The sequence below is a fragment of the Mesorhizobium sp. CA5 genome (assembly GCF_020165105.1).
Taxonomy (GTDB): Bacteria; Pseudomonadota; Alphaproteobacteria; order Rhizobiales; family Rhizobiaceae; genus Mesorhizobium.
In genome coordinates this window covers 49,933-71,683 of sequence record NZ_JAIUHJ010000016.1, presented here as the reverse complement: position 1 = coordinate 71,683, position 21,751 = coordinate 49,933, and the positions used below count along the sequence as shown (strand labels likewise).

Genomic DNA, 21,751 nt, shown 5'->3' with positions numbered 1-21,751 from the left:
GTCCCTTGAGCGCCCGCGCTTCGCTGCGGTCAGCTTGACGGCATCGCCCGCTTCGGAAACAAGGGCTGGCCGGCGTGGCGACGGCGCTTCAAAAAAGGGACGGCAAGGTGAGTTTCTGGGGACTGGCGCAGCTCGGCATTTCGACCGTGATATTCCTGCTGGCGGCGACGGCGGCCAAGCAATGGGGGATGGCGCCGAGCTTGGCCAAGCTCCTTTTGACGCTGGCGCTCTACTCGGCCGGCAATCTGATCATGCTGAGACTGGTGCGCGAGTTCGGCATGTCGGTATCGTTCAGCCTATCGGCGGTGATCCAGCTCGTCGCGGTCAATGTCGTGGCGCTCGCCTTCTTCGGCGAACGGCTCAATGCCTTGCAGGCGATCGGCATGGTGCTGGCGATCGCCGCGGTCGCGCTGATCACGCTCGGGCCCTATATGCAGCGGCTGTAGCTGGACCTGAGGGCTCGAATGAAATCGACCGCCAACGCGCTCCTCAACAGGTTGGAATTCCCGGTGCTGCTGGCTGGGCTGGTGATCGCCGGCGGGCTGTGGGGCCTGGTGGAACTCATGGAGGTGGCGCGCGCCACGACGCCGCATACCTTCGATACGGAGATCCTGCTCGCCTTCCGCCGCGCCGGGCAGCCGGATAGCCCGATCGGCCCGCTTTGGCTGGAGGGCGCGGTGCGCGACATCACCGCGCTGGGCAGCACGGCCGTGCTGGCGCTGATCACGACGGCGACGATCGCCTATCTGCTCCTGATCCGCAGGCCCTCGACAGCCCTGTTCATGTTCGCGGCCGTCGCCGGCGGGCAAGCGCTCTCCAGCCTGCTCAAGCTCGAGGTCGACCGGCCGCGGCCCGATCTCGTCTCGCATCTCGTCACCGAGACCTCGCTCTCATTCCCCAGCGGGCATGCCATGCTGTCGGCCGTGACCTATCTGACGCTAGGCTCGCTGGCGGCCCGCTTCCTGCCGGACCGGACGACCAAGGTCTTCGTGCTCGGCTTTGCTGTGCTCACCACCGTGCTGGTCGGCGCCAGCCGCGTCTATCTCGGAGTGCATTGGCCCTCCGACGTGCTTGCAGGCTGGTGCGCAGGTTTTGCCTGGGCCATGCTGTGCTGGCTTGCGGCGCGGCTGCTGCAGCGACGCAAAGTCGTCAAGGATAGCGAATAACCGATGTCCCATCTACATAAATGACGCTTGAAACATCACTATGCTTGTATTATCCATTGATATCGCAGACTCAGACAAAGGTTCTGGCCGATGATCACTGCTGCGCAGATGCGCGCCGCAAGGGCGTTGGCCGGTATCGACCAGCGAACGCTTGCCGAGCGCGCCGGCGTTTCGCTTCCGACGATACAGCGTATGGAAGCGAGCGAGGGCGTCGTGCGAGGCGTCGTTGACACGCTGATGAAGGTCATCCATGCCCTCGATGAGGTCGGGGTGGAATTGATCGGCGAGAACCAGACCAGCGAACGCGGCGGCAGGGGCGTGCGCCTCAAGGCCACCGTGGCGCAGAACCCGCAGGGCTGAGCCGCAACCGTGTCCGTCTCGGGAACCGTTGCCGGTTTTCGGGCAGCGATGCGGCGTCGCAACGGTTTTATCGCGACGGCGACCGCCGACGTCCAGCCGACGATCCCGCCGCCCTGTGGAGCGGAAGCAGTTCATGGATCAGGCGCGGCGGGCAATTCACCACCAAGCACGGCCGACCTTCGCCGAGCTGTTCACACCAAAGCTGGTGACGGTGCTGCGCGAGGGCTACCACCTCAAGCAGCTGAGGGCGGATGTGATCGCCGGCCTGACAGTCGCCATCGTGGCGTTGCCGCTGTCGATGGCGATCGCGATCGCCTCGCATGTGGAGCCCGAGCGCGGATTGTTTACGGCGATCATCGGCGGTTTCATCGTCGGCACGCTTGGCGGCAGCCGTTTCCAGATCGGCGGGCCCGCCGGCGCCTTCATCGTGGTCGTGGCCTCGACGGTCGACCGGCACGGTGTCGACGGACTGATCCTGGCAATGCTCATGGCCGGCGTCTTCCTGCTCGCGGCCGGCTATCTCAGGCTCGGCGCCTATGTGAAGTTCATTCCCTATCCGGTGACGGTGGGTTTCACTGCGGGCATCGCCATCATCATCCTGTCCAGCCAGTTGCACGACCTGTTCGGCCTGACGCTGCCAGGCAAGGAGCCAGGCGACCTGCTGCCGCGGCTTATCGCGCTCGGCAAGGCGGCCCGAACGGCAAATCCGGCGGCCATTGCGCTCGCCGCGCTGACGATAGGGATCATCGTGGCCATGAAGCGCTGGCGCCCTTCGTGGCCGGGCCTCCTGATCGCGGTGACTGCGGCCTCGCTGGCGACGACGCTTCTCGGTCTTCCCGTAGAGACGATCGGAACGCAATTCGGCGGCATTCCGCGGATGTTACCGGATCCGGCTCTTCCGGCGCTGGATGCGCAGAAGCTCGTCTCCGTGGTGCCCGACGCAATTTCCTTCGCTCTGCTCGGAGCAATCGAATCGCTGCTTTCCGCCGTGGTCGCGGACGGTATGACCGGACGACGGCACCGCTCCAACTGCGAACTGGTGGCACAGGGCATCGCCAATATCGGCTCGGCGCTGTTCGGCGGGATCTGCGTGACTGGACTGATCGCGCGCACGGCGACCAACATCCGCGCGGGCGCGCATGGACCGTTGTCGGGAATATTCCATTCCGCCTTCCTGCTGCTGTTCATGCTGGTGGCTGCGCCGCTTGCCAGCTACATCCCGCTGGCGGCGCTCGCCGGGGTGCTGGCCACGGTGGCCTGGAACATGGTGGAGAAGCCCGCCTTCCTGGCGCTGATCCGATCGTCCTGGGGCGACGCCCTGGTGCTTCTGGTCACTTTCGGACTTGTCATCTTCCGCGACCTCACCACCGGCATCGTGATCGGCTTTGCGCTGGGCGCTCTGCTGTTCATCGGGCGGATGGCGCGTTCGGTCGAGGTGGAGGCGCATGTCCCGCCGGTGACGGAGGACCGCGCCGACGACGCAAATGGCGGGCGCGTTGCCTATGACCTCGCCGCCGCCACCGATCCTGATACTGTCATCTATCGCATATCGGGGGCGTTCTTCTTCGGCGCTGCGGCAACGATCGCGACCGTGCTGGACCGTATCGCCGACCAGCGCAGGAACTTCATCCTCGATTGCTCGGCGGTGCCCTTCCTCGATTCGACCGCGGCAAACGTCATCGAAAGCACCGCGAACAACGCAAGGCGCGCCGGAGGACGCTTCATCATCGCGGGCGCCTCGTCGCAAGTCAGGCGCACCCTGATAAGCCATGGCGTCAAGCGGCCGCTGGTGACCTATGCAGCCTCGATCCGTGACGCGCGGGCGCAACTGGGCGGAAAAGCGGAGACGGCGTAGGCGCCCTGCTCAAACCGTCGCTTCGATCGGCTCGGCAAGCTTGGGGCTGGCTCGTGCGGCGATCAGGCAGCCGGCGACGATGAGACATGCGCCCGCCAGCGTGGTCCAGGCCACCTTCTCACCGAAGAAGAACCAGCCAAGCGCGATCGCCCAGATGAAGGCCGAGTATTCTGTCGGGATGAGATATTGCGCTTCGGCACGGGCGTAGGACCAACTCATCAGGAATTGGCCGGCGAGCGACAGCATTGTCACGCCTGCCAAGGGGAGCCAAAGTTCTCTCGGCAGAGCGACGGCAAGCCAAGGCGCTGCGCAACCAAGGATGATCCCGACGAAGATATTCTGGAACAGCATGATCTCGACCGGCTTGGCCAGAAGCGCCTGTCGCCGGGCGAGGATCAGATTGTAGCCGTAGAAGACCGTCGATACGAGCACGGCGACCGTGCCCAAAAGCGCATCCTGCGAATGGCCTGCCTGCCCGAACTGGCCGGCCAGTATGATCAAGACGCCCGCGATGCCGGCCAGCGACGCCCACACCGCCTGCCGCCTTATGCGCTCGCCCAGCAGCAATGCGGCGAGGAAAAGCGCAAACAACGGCGCGACGAAGCTCAGGCCTATGGCCTCGGCGAGCGGCAGCCTGGCGAGACCCCAGAAGAACGAGACTAGGACGATGCCGACAATGACCGCGCGCAGCGCATGCAGACCGAGCACCGGGAGGGTCGGTTTCGAGCGTGGCCCCGTCGACCAGGCCGCGCCCGCGACCACGATCGCGACCATGCTGCGCCATAGCACCGTATTGTAGACGCCGACCGCGATGACCAGCGACTTCATCGCCGCATCCATGCCCGACAGCAGGAAGATCGCCAGCGCGCAGGCGAGCACCGGGATCGTCGGTGAAACGGCGCCGTTCAGGCTGGATGTGTTCACGGCTTTGCTCACATGAGGGTTGCCGCCGAATAGTCCGGAGCGGGTGGCGAAACCAGATGGCAGCCGCACCGACATGGCGGTCCAATATCGAGCGGCGAGGCGAAAAGCTCGCCTCATCGCTGAGTGCCGAGATGCGAAACGCTGTCCCGCCGGCGTTGCAATGCTTCTCCGCCGCGACATGCTCAATCCAGGGACAGCGCCGCGACCTTGCCCTCGCCCATCAACGGCACATAGATGGCCGCCTTGCCGTCCGTGCCGATATCGGCGCTGCCCGGCTTGAAGGTCGCTACCACCGCCGGCGCGCCGCCGGGCTTGTAGCTGTAGAGCGTGCCGGTCATGTAGGCGGTGGCGTAGATGGTGTCGCCAATGGCGATGACGCCGTCGAGATCGGCGAATTTTTGGGCGCCGGGCAGCGGCGTGATCTCCTTCGTGGCAAGGTCGACGGACAGCAGGCCGCCGGGCTCGGCGGTGCTGAAATCGGTCCTGTTGATGCCTTTGCCCCAGGACGCGACGATCAGCTGGGCGCCATCGGCGAAGACGCCGTTGGGGGAGGCGAGCAGCGCATCCTTGACGAACAGCTCCGGTCTGTCGCCGTCGATGCGGTAGATCGTGTCGGCCAGCATGTCGCTGACATAGACCTTGCCGGCACTGTCGGCGGTCATGTCGTTGAGAAACACGGCGCCCGGCACATCGATAGTCTCGACCAGTCTGCCGCTGGCGAGATCGACGACGCGCACCTTGGTGATATCGGCGGTGTAGAGCCTGCCGCCGGCGATCGCCATGCCCTTGGGTGCGTCCAAGCCCTCCACCCAGTGACGCGCGAGGACCTTACCGTCCATCGACAGCAGCGACAAATAGCCATTGCCGTCCGCCGCGCCGGGATTGCCGACGATGTTGGAAACGACGATGCGGTTGTGGGCGGCATCGACAAGGGCCGATTCCGGCTGCTCGAAGCCGGCGGCGCGCCAGAGCTCGCCGGCCTGCGCGGCGGACATGACGGAGATGGCGGCGAAGGCGGCCGAAGCGATGAGATATTTCATGGATGCTCTCCTGTGATGACGGCCGAGAGCTAGGCTTTCCGATACTTTCCGGGAAGCCGGAACAGGACTAGTATCGCAGTTCAATACGAATTTGCACGAATGAGGCGCAGTCCATGAACGGTCCGATCTTCGAGGCGCTGAAACGGACGCTGAAGGCCAAGGGCCTGACCTATCGGACGCTGGCCAAGCGCATGGGCATTTCCGAGCCGACGGTGAAGCGCATCTTCCATGAGAAGAACTGCAAGCTCGACCGGCTGATGGAGATCTGCGCCGCCGCCGATGTCGAGCTGGAGAACGTTCTCGGCGCGATGAACCGCGGGCCGGGGCCGGCCAACCGCATCGCGCCGGAGATCGAGCGCCGGCTGGCGGCGCGGCCGGCGCTGCTCTTCGTCTTCGTCATGCTGTCGGAGAAGTTCACGCCCGAAGGCATCATGCGCTCGCAAGGCCTGAGCGAAGCTTCGATGTTCCTCTACCTGCGCGACCTCGAGGAGCTCGGGTTGGTGGCGCTGGGGCGCGGCCTGTCGGCAAGGCTACTGGTCGACGCGCCGATCCAGTGGGATTTCGAGGGGCCGCTGAAGCCGCATTTCGAGATGACCAACAAGAACTTCATCGGCTGGGCGATCGGCCATATGGAGCAGGCCGCGACCTTCATCAGCTTTTCCCGGCGGATGCGGCCCGAAACGGCGGAAATGCTGCGCCGCGAGGCCGACGAGCTCGCCGAACGTGCCAGGCTGCTTGCCCATCACGACCAGCACACCACGCCCGAGGACCAGCTCACCGGCTACAAGTGGACCTTCGCCTTCGGCGCGACGCCGTTTCCGGCGATCATGCCGATCGGGCCGCATCCGAGGGATGCGGGCGCCAGGGCGGCGAAGGAGAAACGGGCGCTGCCGGCGTAGCGCTGCCCCTTCTCCCCTTGTGGGAGAAGGTGTCGCCGAAGGCGACGGATGAGGGGTGTTCCAGGGAATGAGACATCAGCGACTAACGAGCGTGTTGGCCAAGCTGGAGCACCCCTCATCCGTCTCGGCGCTCCGCGCCGATCCACCTTCTCCCACAAGGGGAGAAGGGAAGAGCGTCACGCCGCCTTTGCTTCTTCCTGCGGTCCGGCGAGATCGTCGCGCGCCTTTCGGGCCAATCTCTTGGCCGAGCGCTTGGGGCTGTCGCCGAACAGCTCGGCGGCATCGGCAAGGCAGGCCTTGGCCAGGCTCTTTTCGGCACGTTTCAGAAGCTTGCGCAGAAGCTTCGTCTCGTCGGCGGGGCCGAGCGGCTCGCCTTCGGCGTCGAGCAGGGCGCAGATGACGAAGACGTCGTGCAATTCGCCGAGCTGCTCGCCGAGCCTGTCGACCGCCTTGCGGCGCGCCTTGATCGGCGTCGGCCACAGGCGGCCGAGCAGCGACAGATGCATGGCGTGGGTCTTTGCCGCCTTGCGCAGGTCGTGAAAATCGTCGGCCGCGCCGCGTGATTCCGCCTTGTCCAGCGCCTTCTTCGCCCGCCGCAAGGTGGCGCGGGCGCCCTCGGCCAATATATCGGCCGCCTGCTCCGGCTGGTCGGGCAAAGTCAGCCTGTCGATGCGTTCCAGGCCTTCCCGGCATGCGGCGATCGCCGCATTGATGGCCGCGTCGAGGCTCGGACCGGCGTGGAGCTCGTGCTGGCGCAGCACCAGCCGCTCGCGTACGGGGTCGAGACCGCCGCCTGCCGATTGTTCCGGAAAGGCATCGGCCAAGCGGTCGACGGTCTCGATCAAGGCGGTCGCCTCGCGCGGGCCGGCCAGCAGCGCCGACACCTGCTTATAACATTCATTCTCGGTCTGGCAGAACGGTTCGTCCCCGGAACGAACCAGGCGTAGCAAGGCGCGCACGCTTTTCAGCCGTTTGCGGCATTTGTGAAGTCCCTGCTCCGGTTTCTCGCGCGCCATCTCGAGATGAGCGACTGCCTTGCCGATCTCGTCGGCCAATATGCGCCTGACCTCGCCGGTCAGAGGCAAGCGCGGATCGATGCGGAAACTCATGCGGCGATCTCCGGAATCCCCCCGAGGGCCAGCGACGCGTTGTAGAACCTTGACTCGCCGGTGACCTCGCGACCGAGCCAGTCGGGCAGCATTTCGTCAGATACGTCCTCCGGCGTCTCCAGCTCCGCGATCACCAGCCCCGCGAGCTTTCCGCCGAAAACATCGACTTCATAGAGATAGCCGCGGTGTCTAACATGGTGGCGTGTCTTCTCGATGACACGTCCGACGGCGAACGCCATCAATTCCTCGGCCTCGGCAAGCGGGATCGAATATTCGAATTCGTCACGCTCGCGCGCCCTGTCGCCAAACTTCAGCGTCAGCTTGGCTGAGCGCCCGTCGCTGATGCGCACCCGCACCGTGCGGCCGGGCTGCGCGGCGACATAGAATTGACGAATGCGGATTTTCGCCTCGACCTCATCGCGCCAGGCGGGACTGGAGACCAGGAATTTGCGCTCGACTTCCTTGCTCATGGCCGGGCACTAAAGCCTGTGAGGGTCGGGAAGGCAAGCCGAGCCGGAGTCAAATTTGACTTTAATCAATCGATTGATTAAAGTGCGGGCATGAACAAACGATCAATCGCAAGAAGGCCGCAGCGCGAGGTGGGCACCGCCGATCAAACGCGCGCGGCGCTTGTCCACGCGGCGCTCAGGCTGTTCGGGCGAAAGGGTTTCGACGGCACCTCGACGCGGGAGATCGCGGCCGAGGCCAAGGCCAATATCGGTTCCATCGCCTATCATTTCGGCGGCAAGGAGGGCCTGCGCGCCGCCGCTGCCGACTTCATCGTCGACACCATCCAGGGAATTGCCGGCCAGGCGCTGGGCGGCGTGCAAGCAACGGCTCCCCTGGACCCGGAAGCAGCCCGAGCGCAGCTTTTCGCGGCGCTCGAGCGGATGGTGGGTTTCGTCGTGGCCAGTCCGCAGGCCGGCGAGATCGTACAATTCGTACTTCGCGAGCTCTCGCATCCGACCGCCGCGCTCGACCGCATCTATGACGGCGTGTTCGAGCCGACGCACCGGCGGCTGTGCCAGGTCTGGGAACAGGCGACCGGCGAGCCGGCCGAGAGCGAAGCGACCAAGCTTACCGTCTTCACCATGATCGGCCAGGTCATCTATTTCCGCATCGGCCGCGAGGCGGTGATGCGCCGGATGGGCTGGCGCGACATCGGCAATGAAGAGGCCGCCAAGGTGGTGGCGGTCGCAACCGACAACCTCAGGGCAATGCTGGCCGCGCGGGGGGCCGCCGGCAAGAAGGGCAAATCATGAGCTTTCTTTGTTCGCTGCCGCTCGCGGCCCAATTGTTCGGCGCCTGCGCGCCGGCCGCACCTTTGGCCGTCGGCTATGTCGAAGGCGAATATGTGCTGATGGCGCCGATCGAAGTGGCCCAGGTGGCGACGGTGTCGGTTCGGCGCGGCGACCGCGTTGAGAACGGCACGGCGGTGGCGACGCTGGAAGACGCCGACGCCAAGATCGAGGTTGCGCAGGCTAAAGCCGCGCTTGCGCAGGCGCAGGCGCAGCTTGCCGACCTTCAGGTCGGCAAGCGCCCCGAGGAAATCGCCGTGCTCAAGGCCGAGGTCGACATGGCCAAGGCCCAGGCAGCCGACGCCAAGCGCAAATACGACCGCGCCAGCGACCTCTACAAGCGCGGCACCGGCACCCAGGCCGATTACGACACCGCCTCGGCTTCGCTGGAGACCGCCAATGCCCAGGTCGGCCAGGCGGAAGCCAATCTCGCCGTCGGCAATCTGCCGGCGCGGGCCGAGACCATCAAGGCCGCCGACAACCAGGTCAAGCAGGCGCGGTCGACCCTTGAGCAGGCCGAGTGGCGGCTGTCGAAGCGGGTGCTGGCGGCGCCCTCGCCTGGCCGCGTCAACGACGTCATCCGCAATCCAGGCGACACAGCCGGGCCGACCGCGCCGGTGATCTCGATGCTGCCGGACGGCGCCGTGAAGCTCAGCGTCTATGTGCCCGAAAGCGCGTTCTCGGCGGTCAAGGTCGGCACCGAGCTCAACGTCCGTTGCGACGGCTGCGGGACGGGACTGAAGGCACGCGTCAGCTATGTCTCGCCCGACCCCGAATTCACGCCGCCGGTGATCTACTCGCTGGAGAACCGGCAGAAGCTGGTCTATCTCGTCGAGGCGCGGCCGGAGGGCGATGCGGGACCGCTGCAGCCCGGTCAGATCGTCGATGTCGATCTTGCGGATCTGGGGCAATGAACGCCATCGACGTTCGCGGCCTGGTCAAGCGCTTCGGCGACAAGACCGTCGTCGACCATGTGACGATGACGGTCGCCGAAGGCGAGATCGTCGGCTTCCTCGGGCCGAACGGCTCGGGCAAGACGACGACCATCCGTATCATGTGCGGGCTTTTGACGCCGGACGAAGGCGATGGCACGGTGCTGGGCTTCGACATCCGCACCGACGCGCTCAAGATCAAGCGCGAAGTCGGCTACATGACGCAGAAATTCTCATTCTACGAGGATCTGACGATCGGCGAGAACCTCGAATTCGTGGCGCGGCTCTACCGGCTGAGGCCGGTCGAGGAGTATGTCTCGCGCACGCTTCAGGATCTCGGACTGGCCAGCCGCCGCAACCAGCTGGCCGGCACGCTTTCCGGCGGCTGGAAGCAGCGGCTGGCGCTGGCCGCCTGCATCATGCACGAGCCGAAGCTGCTGCTGCTCGACGAGCCGACGGCCGGCGTCGATCCGAAGGCCCGGCGCGAGTTCTGGGACGAGATCCATCGCCTTGCCGGCGGCGGGCTGACCGTGCTCGTCTCCACCCACTACATGGACGAGGCCGAGCGCTGCCACCGCATCAGCTACATCTCCTACGGCAAGATGCTCGCCACCGGCACCGTGGACGAGGTGGTGAAGAATGCCGGGCTGACCACCTTCGTCTTGCAGGGGCCGCGGCTCGACCAGGTGGCCGAGGCGCTGCAGGGCCGGCCCGGCGTCGACCAGGTGGCGCCGTTCGGCGCGACGCTGCATGTCGTCGGCTCCGACAAGACGGCGCTCGAAAAGGCGCTGGCCGACGTCGAGAAGGAACACAAGGGCGTCACCGTGAAGCCAGGCGAGACCAGCCTCGAGGATGTGTTCATCCAGTTCATGGCCGGCTCGAAGGACAATATGGCATGAAAGCGGTCTTCTCCTTCGCCAGGTTGGGCGCGCTGCTCATCAAGGAATTCATCCAGATGCGGCGCGACCGCATCACCTTCGCCATGATGCTGGGCGTGCCTCTGATCCAGCTGGTGCTGTTCGGCTATGCGATCAACAACGACCCGAAGAGCCTGCCGGCCGCGCTGGTGGCGACCAGCAGCGATCCCTACACGCGGGCGATGGTCTCGGCGCTGCAGACCACCGGCTACTACCGCTTCGACCATGTCGCGCAAAGTGCGGCGGAAGCCGAGTTCCTGATGGCGCGCGGCGACGTCTCCTTCGTCGTCACCATCCCCGCCGATTTCGCCCGCCGCGTCGAGCGCGGCGACAACCCGCAGATCCTGATCGAGGCCGACGCCACCGACCCGGCGGTGGCCAGCGGCGCGATCTCGACGCTGAGCACTGTGGCCGGCCAGGCGCTGCTCAGGGCACAGGGCACTGAGGAAACGGCCAAGGAGGCGGCGCGCGGCCAGCTCGATGTCGTCGTGCACCGGCGCTACAATCCCGAGGGCATATCGCAATACAACATCGTTCCCGGCCTGCTCGGCGTCATCCTGCAGATGACGATGGTGATGATGACCTCGATCGCGCTGACGCGCGAGACCGAGCGCGGCACGATGGAAAACCTGCTGGCCATGCCGTCGAGCCCGCTCGAGATCATGATGGGCAAGGTGCTGCCCTACCTGGTGGTGGGCGCAGTGCAGGTGGTGGTGGTGCTGGCGGCAGCGAAGCTTCTGTTTGCCATTCCCTTCATGGGGTCGCTGTCGCTGCTGCTGTCGACCGTGCTGGTGTTCGTGCTGTCGCTGGTGCTGCTCGGCTACACGATCTCGACGATCGCGCGCACGCAGATGCAGGCGCTGCAGCTCACCTTCTTCTTCTTCCTGCCCTCGATCATGCTGTCGGGCTTCATGTTCCCCTATCGCGGCATGCCGGGCTGGGCGCAGACCTTTGGCGAGATCTTCCCGCTGACCCATTTTCTGCGCATCACCCGCGCCGTCATGCTGAAAGGGGCGGAGCTGCCGGCGGTGGCGACGGAAGTCGGCTGGCTGGTCGTGTTCGTGGCATTGTTTGCCGGGGTAGCGCTGGTGCGCTTCAGGCGAACGCTGGATTGAGATCACGGAAAATCTTGCGCACAAAAGCCTAAGGCTGGCGGGACAGCGCCCCCTCTGGCCTGCCGGCCATCTCCCCCACAAGGGGGGAGATCGGACGCCTCGCCGACCGTCGCCAACCTCAAACGTTGCAGAGATGGCGAGGCGCCGAAACTGCCAATCTCCCCCCTTTGTGGGGGAGATGTCCGGCAGGACAGAGGGGGGCGCGAAGGATCACAACGATTCTCGCGTGCAGGCCGCGCCTCTATGCCGCCGCCATGATCTCCGCATAGGTGCCGAAATCGACATTGCCGCCGGAGAGCACCACGGCGACGCATTTGCCGGCAAGGTCGATCTCGCCGGATGACAGCGCGGCAAAAGCGACGCAGCCACCGGGCTCGACCACCAGCTTGAGATAGGCCATCGCGTCACGCATCGCCTGGGCGGCGGCCTTGTCGGAGACGGCGATGGCGCCGGCGAGATTCCGGCGGTTGATCTCGAAGGTGATGGCGCCCGGCTCGGCGGTGAGCAGCGCATCGCAGATCGAGCTGTGGCCGGGCTCGTTCGCGACCCGCTCGCCCTTGGCCAGCGAGCGGCGCGTGTCGTCGAAATGCTCGGGCTCGACCGCCCAAACTTGCGTGCTCGGCGAAGCGTCCTTGACCGCGACGGAAATGCCGCTCGACAGGCCGCCGCCGCCGCAAGGAACGACGACGGCGTCGAGCGCTGCGCCAAGCGCTTTCGCCTGCTTGATCAGTTCCAGGCCGATCGTGCCCTGGCCGGCGATGATCGCCGGATCGTCGAAGGGCGGCACCAGCGCCATGCCCCTTTCGATATAGGGGCGAACGACCGTCATGCGGTCGTCCTTGTAACGGTCGAACGGCACCACTTCGGCGCCCATCTTGCGGACATTGCCGACCTTGAGCGCCGGCGCATCGGCCGGCATGGCGATCACCGCCTTGGCGCCGAACATGGCGGCCGAGGCCGCCACGCCTTGCGCGTGGTTGCCGGAGGAGAAGGCGACGACGCCCCGGCCGCGCTCTTCCTCGCTCAGGGTAGACAGCTTGTTATAGGCGCCGCGAATCTTGAAGGAGCCGGTTCGCTGCAGCGTCTCGGGCTTGAACAGAATGCGGCCGCCATAGCGCTCGTTGAGCTCGGGCGATTCGATGAGCGGCGTTTCGACGATCAGGCCGGAAAGCCGCTCGGCGGCGGCGCGGATGTCGGAGATGCCGGGCAGGGTGAGCATGATGAGCCTCGCGGGATGAGCCCCGTCATGGTGCACGCAAACCGAGGCGTCGCGCCAACGAAAAAATGTCATGGAGACAAGCTTTTGGAAGATGCGCCAGCGGCTGTCACCTTCGTCATTCCAGGGCGGAGCAAGGAGCGGAGCGACGCGCGCAGACCCTGGAATCCATGCCGTGACGTCCGTGACGCGCGAAAGCGGACCAGAATTGGGTCGCCGTTCACAGCGAATTTGGAACGATTGTTCTGCACCGCCGCATTCTACGGCAGAAGTCACGGCATGGATCCTCGGGTCAAGCCCGAGGATGACGAAAGCGCAGGTTCACCCCAGCAGCGTCTTCGTCCTTTTGCTGCCGCCCAGCTTGCGCCAGGAGTTGAAGCGGTGGGTGGCGGCGGCGAAGGATATCTTCATCTGCTGCGAAACCGTGTAGCGCGACTTGCCTTCGTCGAACATGCGGTAGCAGCACTCGGCGCCTTCCTCGGTCAGCTTGCCGTCCGGCGTCTTGTTGTGCGGATTGGCGGGGTCGAATTTATCGAGCTGTTCCTCGACAAGACCTTTCAGGCGCTGCAGGTCGGCCTCGATGCTGGCGATGAGATCGAGAACCGGCTTGGCGTCAAATGCGTGCGGGGGCTTCTTGTCCGTCATGCCGGGCGTCCTTCAATTTCGGTGGCGGTCAGTTATATAGGCAAACATTCGGCAATAATGAAGGGTTTGGCCTCGCGCGATCAGCGTTCGCGCGCCCGCAGCCCGCGCCGTTGGCAATTGACCTTCAACTGCCAAGATCATAGTTTAGAACAATTCTAAACTAGAGTGATCCCATCATGCTTTCCCGTGTTTTCGGCTTCGGCCGCCGTTCCTTCGATTCGCTTTCGGAGCAGGAGATCCTGGCGCTGGCGATCTCTTCCGAGGAGGATGACGGACGCATCTACCGCGCTTATGCCGATGGCCTGGCACAGGACTTTCCGCACTCGGCAAAAGTGTTCGAGGCGATGGCCGAGGAAGAGGACGGCCATCGCGATTCGCTCATCGAGCTTCACCGCAAGCGCTTCGGCGAGCGCATCCCGCTGATCCGGCGCGAGCATGTGAAAGGCTATTTCGAGCGCAAGCCGGACTGGCTGGTGAGGCCGCTCGGCATCGAGCATGTGCGGCGGCAGGCCGAGGAAATGGAGCGGCAGGCCTATCGCTTCTATGTCGAGGCGGCCAAGCGCACCACCGACGCCTCGACGCGCAAGCTGCTCAATGACCTCGCCGCGGCCGAGCAGGGTCATGAAAGCTCGGCGCATGAATTGGAGCAGCAGCATGTGCCGGGAACCGTCAAGGTGGAGGAGGCGACGGCCGAGCAGCGCCAGTTCATCCTCACCTATGTGCAGCCCGGGCTGGCCGGGCTGATGGACGGCTCTGTGTCGACGCTGGCGCCGATCTTCGCCGCGGCGTTCGCCACGCACGACACCTGGCAGACGCTTCTGGTCGGCCTCGCCGCCTCGATCGGCGCCGGCATCTCGATGGGTTTCACCGAGGTCGCCTCTGACGACGGCAAGTTGTCGGGGCGCGGTTCGCCAATCAAGCGCGGGCTGACGGTCGGCCTGATGACTTCGCTGGGCGGTCTCGGCCACGCGCTGCCCTACCTGATCCCGCATTTCTGGACGGCCACTGCCGTGGCGGCGGTGGTGGTGTTCTTCGAGCTCTGGGCGATCGCTTTCGTCCAGAACCGCTACATGCAGACCCCCTTCTGGCGCGCCGCCTTCCAGGTGGTGCTGGGCGGCGCGCTGGTGTTCGGGGCGGGCGTGCTGATCGGCAATGCGTAGCGCCGGCGCTCTCCTTCTCCCCTTGTGGGAGAAGGTGTCGCCGAAGGCGACGGATGAGGGGTGCTCCAGGGAAAGCAAGCGTCTCACTCCGCTGGAACACCCCTCATCCGTCTCGGCGCTTGCGCGCCGATCCACCTTCTCCCACAAGGGGAGAAGGGGGAGCCTACCCATTCACCTCGCGGCTATCCTGCGGCGCCTCGGCCCTTTCCTCCATACCATAGTCGCGCATGACATGGGCGATGCGCAGACGGTAGCCGGCAAAGATTCCGCCGCGGCCGGCTTTCTGCGCCTGCCGGTGCTCTTCGGTGTTGCGCCAGGCTTTCACCGCTTCCTCGTCGCGCCAGAAGGACAGCGACAGCACCCGCCTCGGGTCGGTCAGGCTCTGGAAGCGCTCGACCGAGATGAAGCCGTCTATGCTCTCGAGCAGCGGCTTAAGCTCGGCGGCGGTGCCGAGATAGGCATCGCGCTCGCCTTCCGCCGGCTCCACCTCGAAGATGACAGCGATCATGTCTCGACCCCCTCCTTGACAACCACGTCGGTGCGAAAGACCTGTCTCGGCCCATGCGGCCCCGACACCAGCTTCAGGAAGACGCGATCTTCCTTCAAGATGAATTTCTCGCGCCTGGCAAATTCGTAATTTGCCTTGCCCGCCGGGTCGGCGGCAAGCCGGGCGCGATAGCCTTCATAGGCCGCGAGGCTCTCGATGTTGTAGGCGGCATAGGCCGTGGTGGCCGAGCCTTCATGCGGGGCGTAATAGCCGATCAGGTCGGCGCCGCAGCGCGGAATGGCCTGGCCCCAGGCCCGCGCATATTGCTCGAAGGCCGCCTTGCCGAACGGGTCGATCTCGTAGCGGATAAAGCAGGTGATGGTCATGTCGGTCTCCTCGTCGGCTGATTTTGGACGACGACGGTTCGACCGCGGTCGAAACATCGCTTGTGCCTTTGTGCTAGGCATTCTCCTGTCAGGAGAGTTTGCCGCGCTGCTTGAGCCGACCGCAGAATAGTGCTTCCCTGACAGGAATGCTTCGATGAGGATCGAACCATGCGTGAAGGACCCGACATCGCCCGCATCGCCAGCCTGGTCGGCGACCCGGCCCGCGCCAACATGCTCAACGCTCTCATGGGCGGTACGGCGCTGACCGCGTCGGAACTGGCGCTGGAAGCGGGTGTGTCGCTGCCCACCGCTTCCTCGCATCTGTCGAAGCTGATGGATGGCGGCTTGCTGACTTTGGCCAGCCAGGGCCGACACCGCTATTACGGTCTCGCCGGCGCGCAGGTGGCCGGCATGATCGAGGCGATCATCGGCGTCGCCGAAGCGGTCGGCCCGAAGCGTGTGCGGCCGGGACCGCGCGACGCGGCCATGCGCGTGGCGAGGGTCTGCTACGATCACCTGGCCGGCGAGCAGGCGGTGGCGATGCTCGACCGGCTGCTCGACAGGAAGCTTTTGCTGCGCGGCGACAACCAGATCAGGCTCTCGCCGTCCGGGGCCGCGCATTTTTCCGCGCTCGGCATTGAGACCGGTGTCAAGGCGCGGCGGCCGGTTTGCCGCGCCTGCCTCGACTGGAGCGTGCGGCGATCGCACCTCGCCGGCACGCTTGGTGCGGCCATCCTCGACAAGATCATCGCCGAGAAATGGGCGCGGCGCGAAAAGGACAGCCGCGCCGTGGTGTTCTCGCCGACGGGCAAGCAGGAGTTTGAGCGGGTGTTTCTGGCGTAGGGTCACGCGCAAGCGATACCTTCGCAATGTTGGCGCGAGGCGCCCCCCTCTGGCCTGCCGGCCATCTCCCCCTCAAGGGGGGAGATTGGCAGTTCTGGCGCTCCGCCATTCTTGCAAGTTGGAGATTGGCGAAACCGGCTGAGCGATTAATCTCCCCCCTAGAGGGGGAGATGGCCGGCAGGCCAGAGGGGGGCGCGAAGGATCGCGGCTTTGCCGGCTCTGCCGTCCACGCAAACCTACCCCCGCTTCAGTGGCTTCCCCAGCTTGAAGAACTCCTTCCACGGGTCGGCCTTCTTCAGCTCGTTCAGCGTCGTCTTATCCCCAAGCGGGAACGCATTCGGCGCCAGGCCCTTCTTTATCTCCGGCCAGGTCGCCGGCATCGATATCGTCGCGCCCTTCTTGGCGCGCGAGGAATAGGGCGCGACGGTGGTCGAGCCCCTGCCGTTGCGCAGATAGTCGACGAAGATCTTGCCGGTGCGCGCCTTCTTCGACAGCGTCGCCGTGTAGCGGTCGGGCGCGGCCTGCTCGAGCGCGCGGGCGAAGTCATGGGCGAAATCCTTGACCTCGTCCCACTCCGCCGAGGGTTTCAGCGGCACCAGCACGTGATAACCCTTGCCGCCTGAGGTCTTGACCAGGTTCGGCAGCGACAGCTCGTTGAGCTGCTCGTGGATGTCGAGCGCCGCCTCGCGCACGCGGCCGACATCGACGCCTTCATCGGGATCGAGATCGAAGATGATCTGGTCCGGCTTTTCCAGCTTATCGATCGTCGAGCCCCAGATGTGCACCTCGACCACGCCGTACTGGACAAGCGCGGCCAGCCCGTCGAAATCCTTGATGAACAGTATCTCCTCGCCATCGGTCGGGTCCTTCATCCTGGCGATCTTGTCGCTCATGCCGGGCGAGGCGTGTTTCTGGAAGAAGCGCTGGCCGTGGATGCCGTCCGGTGCCCGCACCAGGCTCAGCGGCCGGTTGACGACGAATTCTGCCATGCGCGGCCAGACCAGCGCGTAATGATCGAGCAGGTCCCGCTTGGAAACCTTTTCGTCGGGCCATAGCAGCTTGTCGGGATGCGAGAGCTTGATCGAGGTCTTCGCCGTTCCGGCCGAGGGTTTCGGTGCGGTCTTTGCACCCGGCTTCGCCCCGGTTTCGGCCTTCTTCGGCTGTTCCTGCACGACTTCCTCCGCCGGCTTGTCCTCGCGCAACCCCTGGAACGAGGCGTGCCGGATTATACGGTCGGAAGTCCAGCTGCGGAACTCCACCTCGCCGACAAGTTCCGGCTTGACGAAGGTGAGGCCCTTGCCCTTGGGCACGGCGGCCGAGAACGGCGAGGCCGTCGCCTTGAGGCCGTCGAGCTTCTTCTTCAAATCCGTCATCACCTTGCCGGAAAAGCCGGTGCCGACACGGCCGGCATAGTGCAGCTTGCCGCCTTCGTTGAAGCCGACCAGCAGCGAGCGCAGGCCGCGCCCGGTCTTGTCCGAGGGCAGATAGCCGCCGATGACGAATTCCTGGCGCAGCGTGCATTTGGATTTGATCCAGGAGAGCCCCCGCCCACTGCGGTAGGGCGCGTCGGCGCGTTTCGACACCACGCCTTCCAGGCCCATCCGGCAGACATGCTGCAGCATGACCTTGCCCGGCTCGTGGAAATGGTCGCTGAAGCGCAGCGCCGAATGGTCGGGCTGCTGGCCCAGCAGCTCTGCCAACGCCTGCTTGCGTTCGACCAAGGGCTCGCGGCGCAGGTCCCTGCCGTCGAGCCGCATCAGATCGAAGACATAGTAGACGAAGCGGTCGGCGCGGCGGGCCGACAGGTCCGCCTGCAGCAACGGGAAGGACGACACGCCGCTGTCGGCCAAAACCACGATCTCGCCGTCGATGATGGCGTCGCGGCATTTCAGCCTGGCAAGCGCAGCGGTGACCGGACCATCGAATTTGTCCGTCCAGTCGAGACCGGCGCGAGTGAGCAGCCTGACCTCGCTGCCGGCGATCTGCGCCTGCATGCGGTAGCCGTCGAATTTGACTTCATGCAGCCAGTCCTCGCCGGCGGGCGCATCCTTTTCCAGCGTCGCCAGCTGCGGCTCGATGAATTCGAGACGCTTGCCAGGCCCGGCCTTGGTCTTGGCGGCAGCCGGCCTGTTGGATTGCCAGACTTTCGGTGTCTGCCCCCTGGCGGTCTTGCCTTCGCCCACCTCCTCGATGGTCAGGCCCGACTTCACCGACTTCGGTTCCTCCTCGAGAACATCCTCGCCGGGCCGGGCGGCGGCATCGTCGGATTTGATCAGCAGCCAGTTGTCGCGCTTCTCGCCCGGGCGGGGCCGCAGCCTGACCAGATGCCAGCGGCCGTTGAGCTTGTGGCCCTCAAGCTCGAAGTCGATATGGCCCTTCTTCATGCCCTTGGCCGGATCGCCATCCGGCGTCCACTTGCCTTCGTCCCAGACGATCACCGAGCCGCCGCCATATTGGCCCTTCGGAATGGTCCCTTCAAAAGACGCGTAGTCGATCGGGTGATCCTCGACATGCACGGCCAGCCGCTTCTCATGCGGATCGAGGCTCGGGCCGCGCGTCACCGCCCAGCTCCACAAGACGCCGTCATGCTCAAGCCGGAAATCATAATGGAGCCGCGTGGCGGCATGCTTCTGGACGACGAAGATGCCGCCGCCTTGCTTTTGCCTGCCGACCTTGCCGGCCGGCTCGGCGGTCTTCTTGAAGTCGCGCTTGGCGTGATACTGCTCGAGGCCGGCCATGCCGCCATCCTCCTATGCGGATTTGCGTTTTGGCGCGGCCTTGCTCTTGCTTTTCCCGGCCGCCGCTTTCGATGTGGCCTTGCCGGCTTTGCCGCCGCCTTCCGCGTTCAGGCTCTTCTTCAACGCATCGAACAGGTTGACCACATTGGACGGCTTTGGCTGCGCCTTGGCCTTGGGCGCCTTCTTGCCCGCCTTTTTGGCGCGGATCAGCTCAAGCAGCGCCTCCTCGTAGCGGTCGTCGAATTTCGACGGGTCGAACTTCGTCTTCTTGCCGTCGATGATGTGCTGGGCCAGGTCGATCATCTCCTTGTCGGTCTTCGCCGCCGCGATGTCCTCGAACACCGTCGCCGGCCGGCGCACCGTGTCGTCGTAGCGCAAGGTGGTCAGCACCATGCCCTTGCCGAGCGGCTCGATCGCCACCGGCCGCTCGCGCCGATAAAGCACGATGCGCGCAAGTCCCGCCATCTTCCTGGCCGCCATCGCGTCGCGGATGACGGCGAAGGCTTCTTGCGACACCTCGTCCGCCGGGGAAACATAGTAGGGCGTGTCGAGGTAGATCTGCTCGATCGAGGATTTCTCGACGAAGCCGTCGAGGCTCATCGTGTGTGAGGATTCGATCTGCACCGCCTCGATCTCGTCCTCCTCGATATGGACGAAGTCGCCGTCGCTCACCTCATAGCCCTTGACCTCGTCGCCCTCCTCAAGCGGCTTGCCGGTGCCCGCATCGACATAGATGCGCTTGACGGCGTTGCCGGTCTTGCGGTTGAGGATGCGGAAAGAGACTTTCTCGGCATGGGTCACGACGTTGGTGAGCTCGATGGCGCATGTGACCAGCGACAGTTTGAGATAGCCCTTCCAAGCCGGGCGTGGTGCCATTGCGAACTCCTGCGCGATGCGGTTTCAATCGCAACGGACAGGGGTTCGCTTGGGTTCCGGGAGGGCTGGCCACGCAGCCTGCTATTCGGCGGCCTGCAGGTTGACCTTGCTTTCCGCGATCTCGGTGAGCTTGCGGTCCGTCGCCTCTTCTTCCTTGAGGTTCTTGGCCAGCACGTTGGCGCAGTCGCTGCGGCCGAGCTGCTTGGCCCAGGCGATCAGCGTGCCGTAGCGCGTTATCTCATAGTGCTCGACGGCCTGGGCGGAGGCGATCAGCGCAGCGTCCAGAACCTCCTTGTCATCGACATCGCCGCTGACTTCGTCAGCCTCCGCGAGGATGCCGTCGATGGCAGGGCAATTGACGGTCTTGGCCTTGACGCCGTGCAGCTCGAACACCTGCTCGACCCGCTCGATGTGACCCTTGGTCTGCGCGAGATGCTTCTCGAAGCCGCCCTTCAATTGCGGATCGGTCGCCTTGTCGATCATCTTCGGCAGCGATTTCTCGATCTGCTTCTCGGCATAATAAATGTCGCGCAGCGTGTGGATGAAGAGGTCGTCCAGCGTCTTGATGTCTTTCGAAAAGAAGCCCATGGCGGTTGCCTTTCCATGTTTCGCATTGTCGGGAAGTTGCGCGGCAGAGGGCCGCCAACACGGCCGGTTCGCCCCCGGCCTTGAGGGGTCAACGTCGTGTTCCGGGACAGGTTCCTGCCCGACCAGGCGCACGAAAGGAAATTCCCTGTCACCGGCCGGACGTGAAACAGATGCGCGCGCAAGCGACATCGGAACGAAACATATGTGATGCAAAAGTCACACGGAGCGGAATCGCGACGAAAGGCGCCGAAAGACCCCGAATCAGCCGCAATCCCGCCACGAAGCAACGTGTTTCGGACCAGAAATTAACATCACGTTCACCGACTATTCACGCCTCGAAGCTATGCTCTCGAACAATTCGGACGGGACATCCGAAAGCGGGACAGGGACCAGGTAAAATGAACTTCTGGAATCACATCGCCGGCTATGCCGCAGCCATTCGCGAATTCGTCGCGCCGACCTATCGGCCGGAGCGCTATTACATGCGCGGCCCAGGCCCGGCCTGCGCGCGCCGCGGCAACTCGCTAGGCGTCGGCGTGAACTGATCATGACCCGCGAACGAGCCCACCATGGCCGCATCTGCCGGCCGGCCGCCGACCAGCGCGCCACCACCTATCGCGCCGAGCGCTTGACGCTCGCCGGCAACTGGCGTGCGACAACGCCGCGACTTTGACGCCGCCGCCGGCTGCCTTAGTGTCTCCCCTAGCTTAGTGCCTAGGGTCACAAGCAGCCGGGGCCGCCATGACCGACCTGCCCGAACGTCCCATCTTGCCGCGCCGGGCCTATGACGCCCGCCAGCCGCTGATCGTGTTCGACGGCGTCTGCGTGTTCTGCTCGGGCTTAGTCCAGCTCATCCTCAAGCTCGACCGGAAAAACGTTTCCGCTTCGCCACCGCGCAGTCGCCGCTCGGCGAGGCGCTGTTTCGCGAGCACGGCCTGCCGACCGACGACTACGACAGCAACCTCGCCATCATCGACGGCGCCGCCTACACGAAGCTCGACAGCTTCGTCGCCGTCATGGCCGCGCTCGGCTGGCCATGGCGCGCCGCGAAGGCGCTGCTCATCCTGCCGCGGCCGCTGCGCGACTGGCTCTATGACCGCGTCGCCAAGAACCGCTACGCGCTGTTCGGCCGGAAAGACAGTTGCGAGATACCTTTGGCCGAGTTGCGGGAGCGATTGATCGGCTGACGGGGGTTAC

General features: G+C 65.0%; 24 protein-coding genes and 1 pseudogene. 14 read left to right on the top strand and 11 right to left on the bottom strand.

Annotated features, from left to right (window positions below; all coding sequences use genetic code 11):
- Positions 1-107 precede the first annotated feature (107 nt).
- The 4 genes from LB529_RS20470 (at position 108) to LB529_RS20455 (ending at position 3,381) form a co-directional block, all read left to right on the top strand.
- Positions 108-446 (top strand): hypothetical protein, encoded by a 339-nt coding sequence (locus LB529_RS20470; RefSeq protein WP_140847158.1) that lies wholly within the window; start codon positions 108-110, stop codon positions 444-446.
- 18 nt (positions 447-464) lie between these two features.
- Positions 465-1,166: a phosphatase PAP2 family protein gene (locus LB529_RS20465; protein ID WP_224532635.1), complete on the top strand. Its 702-nt coding sequence runs from the start codon at positions 465-467 to the stop codon at positions 1,164-1,166.
- Between the two features lie 90 nt (positions 1,167-1,256).
- Entirely contained in the window at positions 1,257-1,526 is a 270-nt protein-coding gene (locus tag LB529_RS20460; RefSeq protein WP_095770123.1) for a helix-turn-helix domain-containing protein, read from the top strand.
- 133 nt (positions 1,527-1,659) lie between these two features.
- Positions 1,660-3,381 carry a SulP family inorganic anion transporter gene (locus tag LB529_RS20455; RefSeq protein ID WP_224532636.1) on the top strand — a complete coding sequence of 574 codons (1,722 nt, stop codon included), beginning with the start codon at positions 1,660-1,662 and terminating at the stop codon, positions 3,379-3,381.
- Positions 3,382-3,390: 9 nt separating this feature from the next.
- Here the strand turns inward: LB529_RS20455 and LB529_RS20450 are convergent, their stop codons facing one another.
- Entirely contained in the window at positions 3,391-4,317 is a 927-nt protein-coding gene (locus LB529_RS20450; protein ID WP_224630075.1) for a DMT family transporter, read from the bottom strand.
- Positions 4,318-4,487: 170 nt separating this feature from the next.
- Positions 4,488-5,345 carry an ATP/GTP-binding protein gene (locus tag LB529_RS20445; protein ID WP_224532642.1) on the bottom strand — a complete coding sequence of 286 codons (858 nt, stop codon included), beginning with the start codon at positions 5,343-5,345 and terminating at the stop codon, positions 4,488-4,490.
- 113 nt (positions 5,346-5,458) lie between these two features.
- On the opposite strand from LB529_RS20445, the gene LB529_RS20440 reads away from it, so the two are divergent.
- A complete protein-coding gene (locus LB529_RS20440; protein WP_224532644.1) occupies positions 5,459-6,244 on the top strand; it encodes a helix-turn-helix domain-containing protein in 786 nt (261 codons plus the stop codon).
- Between the two features lie 176 nt (positions 6,245-6,420).
- On the opposite strand, the gene LB529_RS20435 is transcribed toward LB529_RS20440, so the two are convergent.
- Together LB529_RS20435 and LB529_RS20430 are read right to left on the bottom strand one after the other, a co-directional pair.
- Complete coding sequence (locus LB529_RS20435) at positions 6,421-7,353, bottom strand: CHAD domain-containing protein (protein WP_224712144.1); 933 nt, start codon at positions 7,351-7,353, stop codon at positions 6,421-6,423.
- A complete protein-coding gene (locus LB529_RS20430) occupies positions 7,350-7,823 on the bottom strand; it encodes a CYTH domain-containing protein (RefSeq protein WP_095770118.1) in 474 nt (157 codons plus the stop codon). Before LB529_RS20430 ends, LB529_RS20435 begins: the two co-directional genes overlap by 4 nt.
- A gap of 90 nt (positions 7,824-7,913) precedes the next feature.
- Between LB529_RS20430 and LB529_RS20425 the strand changes: the two genes are divergently transcribed.
- The 4 genes from LB529_RS20425 to LB529_RS20410 are packed head-to-tail and all read left to right on the top strand — an operon-like array spanning position 7,914 to position 11,615.
- Positions 7,914-8,615 (top strand): CerR family C-terminal domain-containing protein, encoded by a 702-nt coding sequence (locus LB529_RS20425; RefSeq protein ID WP_224712143.1) that lies wholly within the window; start codon positions 7,914-7,916, stop codon positions 8,613-8,615.
- On the top strand, positions 8,612-9,565 hold the full coding sequence (locus LB529_RS20420; protein WP_224606536.1) for an HlyD family secretion protein: 954 nt from the start codon (positions 8,612-8,614) through the stop codon (positions 9,563-9,565). The genes LB529_RS20425 and LB529_RS20420 overlap by 4 nt, the downstream gene beginning before the upstream one ends.
- The gene (locus tag LB529_RS20415) at positions 9,562-10,482 is read left to right on the top strand and encodes an ABC transporter ATP-binding protein (RefSeq protein ID WP_224712142.1); all 921 of its coding nucleotides are present in this window, start codon (positions 9,562-9,564) and stop codon (positions 10,480-10,482) included. Before LB529_RS20420 ends, LB529_RS20415 begins: the two co-directional genes overlap by 4 nt.
- Positions 10,479-11,615, top strand: a complete 1,137-nt coding sequence (locus tag LB529_RS20410) for an ABC transporter permease (protein WP_224606533.1) — start codon at positions 10,479-10,481, stop codon at positions 11,613-11,615. The genes LB529_RS20415 and LB529_RS20410 overlap by 4 nt, the downstream gene beginning before the upstream one ends.
- Positions 11,616-11,856: 241 nt before the next feature.
- On the opposite strand, the gene LB529_RS20405 is transcribed toward LB529_RS20410, so the two are convergent.
- Together LB529_RS20405 and LB529_RS20400 are read right to left on the bottom strand one after the other, a co-directional pair.
- Positions 11,857-12,834: a threonine/serine dehydratase gene (locus LB529_RS20405; protein WP_224526194.1), complete on the bottom strand. Its 978-nt coding sequence runs from the start codon at positions 12,832-12,834 to the stop codon at positions 11,857-11,859.
- A gap of 318 nt (positions 12,835-13,152) precedes the next feature.
- Positions 13,153-13,476 carry a hypothetical protein gene (locus LB529_RS20400; RefSeq protein WP_095770189.1) on the bottom strand — a complete coding sequence of 108 codons (324 nt, stop codon included), beginning with the start codon at positions 13,474-13,476 and terminating at the stop codon, positions 13,153-13,155.
- Between the two features lie 176 nt (positions 13,477-13,652).
- Between LB529_RS20400 and mbfA the strand changes: the two genes are divergently transcribed.
- Positions 13,653-14,636, top strand: a complete 984-nt coding sequence (gene mbfA, locus LB529_RS20395; protein ID WP_224526190.1) for an iron exporter MbfA — start codon at positions 13,653-13,655, stop codon at positions 14,634-14,636.
- A 163-nt stretch (positions 14,637-14,799) separates the two neighbouring features.
- Here mbfA and LB529_RS20390 read toward each other — a convergent pair whose 3' ends face one another.
- A complete protein-coding gene (locus LB529_RS20390) occupies positions 14,800-15,144 on the bottom strand; it encodes an antibiotic biosynthesis monooxygenase family protein (RefSeq protein ID WP_224526188.1) in 345 nt (114 codons plus the stop codon).
- On the bottom strand, positions 15,141-15,509 hold the full coding sequence (locus LB529_RS20385; RefSeq protein WP_224526185.1) for an NIPSNAP family protein: 369 nt from the start codon (positions 15,507-15,509) through the stop codon (positions 15,141-15,143). The genes LB529_RS20390 and LB529_RS20385 overlap by 4 nt, the downstream gene beginning before the upstream one ends.
- 168 nt (positions 15,510-15,677) lie before the next feature.
- On the opposite strand from LB529_RS20385, the gene LB529_RS20380 reads away from it, so the two are divergent.
- Complete coding sequence (locus tag LB529_RS20380; RefSeq protein ID WP_224526183.1) at positions 15,678-16,352, top strand: ArsR/SmtB family transcription factor; 675 nt, start codon at positions 15,678-15,680, stop codon at positions 16,350-16,352.
- Between the two features lie 236 nt (positions 16,353-16,588).
- Here the strand turns inward: LB529_RS20380 and ligD are convergent, their stop codons facing one another.
- The 3 genes from ligD to LB529_RS20365 all read right to left on the bottom strand — a co-directional run bounded on the left by ligD (position 16,589) and on the right by LB529_RS20365 (position 20,554).
- Entirely contained in the window at positions 16,589-19,090 is a 2,502-nt protein-coding gene (ligD, locus tag LB529_RS20375; protein ID WP_224526181.1) for a DNA ligase D, read from the bottom strand.
- 12 nt (positions 19,091-19,102) lie between these two features.
- Positions 19,103-19,966 (bottom strand): Ku protein, encoded by an 864-nt coding sequence (locus LB529_RS20370; RefSeq protein WP_224712141.1) that lies wholly within the window; start codon positions 19,964-19,966, stop codon positions 19,103-19,105.
- Between the two features lie 81 nt (positions 19,967-20,047).
- A complete protein-coding gene (locus LB529_RS20365; RefSeq protein ID WP_095770182.1) occupies positions 20,048-20,554 on the bottom strand; it encodes a ferritin-like domain-containing protein in 507 nt (168 codons plus the stop codon).
- A gap of 398 nt (positions 20,555-20,952) precedes the next feature.
- On the opposite strand from LB529_RS20365, the gene LB529_RS20360 reads away from it, so the two are divergent.
- The 3 genes and pseudogenes from LB529_RS20360 (at position 20,953) to LB529_RS20355 (ending at position 21,741) form a co-directional block, all read left to right on the top strand.
- On the top strand, positions 20,953-21,099 hold the full coding sequence (locus LB529_RS20360; RefSeq protein WP_095770181.1) for a hypothetical protein: 147 nt from the start codon (positions 20,953-20,955) through the stop codon (positions 21,097-21,099).
- A 2-nt stretch (positions 21,100-21,101) separates the two neighbouring features.
- Positions 21,102-21,227 carry a hypothetical protein gene (locus LB529_RS29030; RefSeq protein WP_263481806.1) on the top strand — a complete coding sequence of 42 codons (126 nt, stop codon included), beginning with the start codon at positions 21,102-21,104 and terminating at the stop codon, positions 21,225-21,227.
- A 68-nt stretch (positions 21,228-21,295) separates the two neighbouring features.
- Positions 21,296-21,741: pseudogene (locus LB529_RS20355) on the top strand (thiol-disulfide oxidoreductase DCC family protein).
- Positions 21,742-21,751 lie beyond the last annotated feature (10 nt).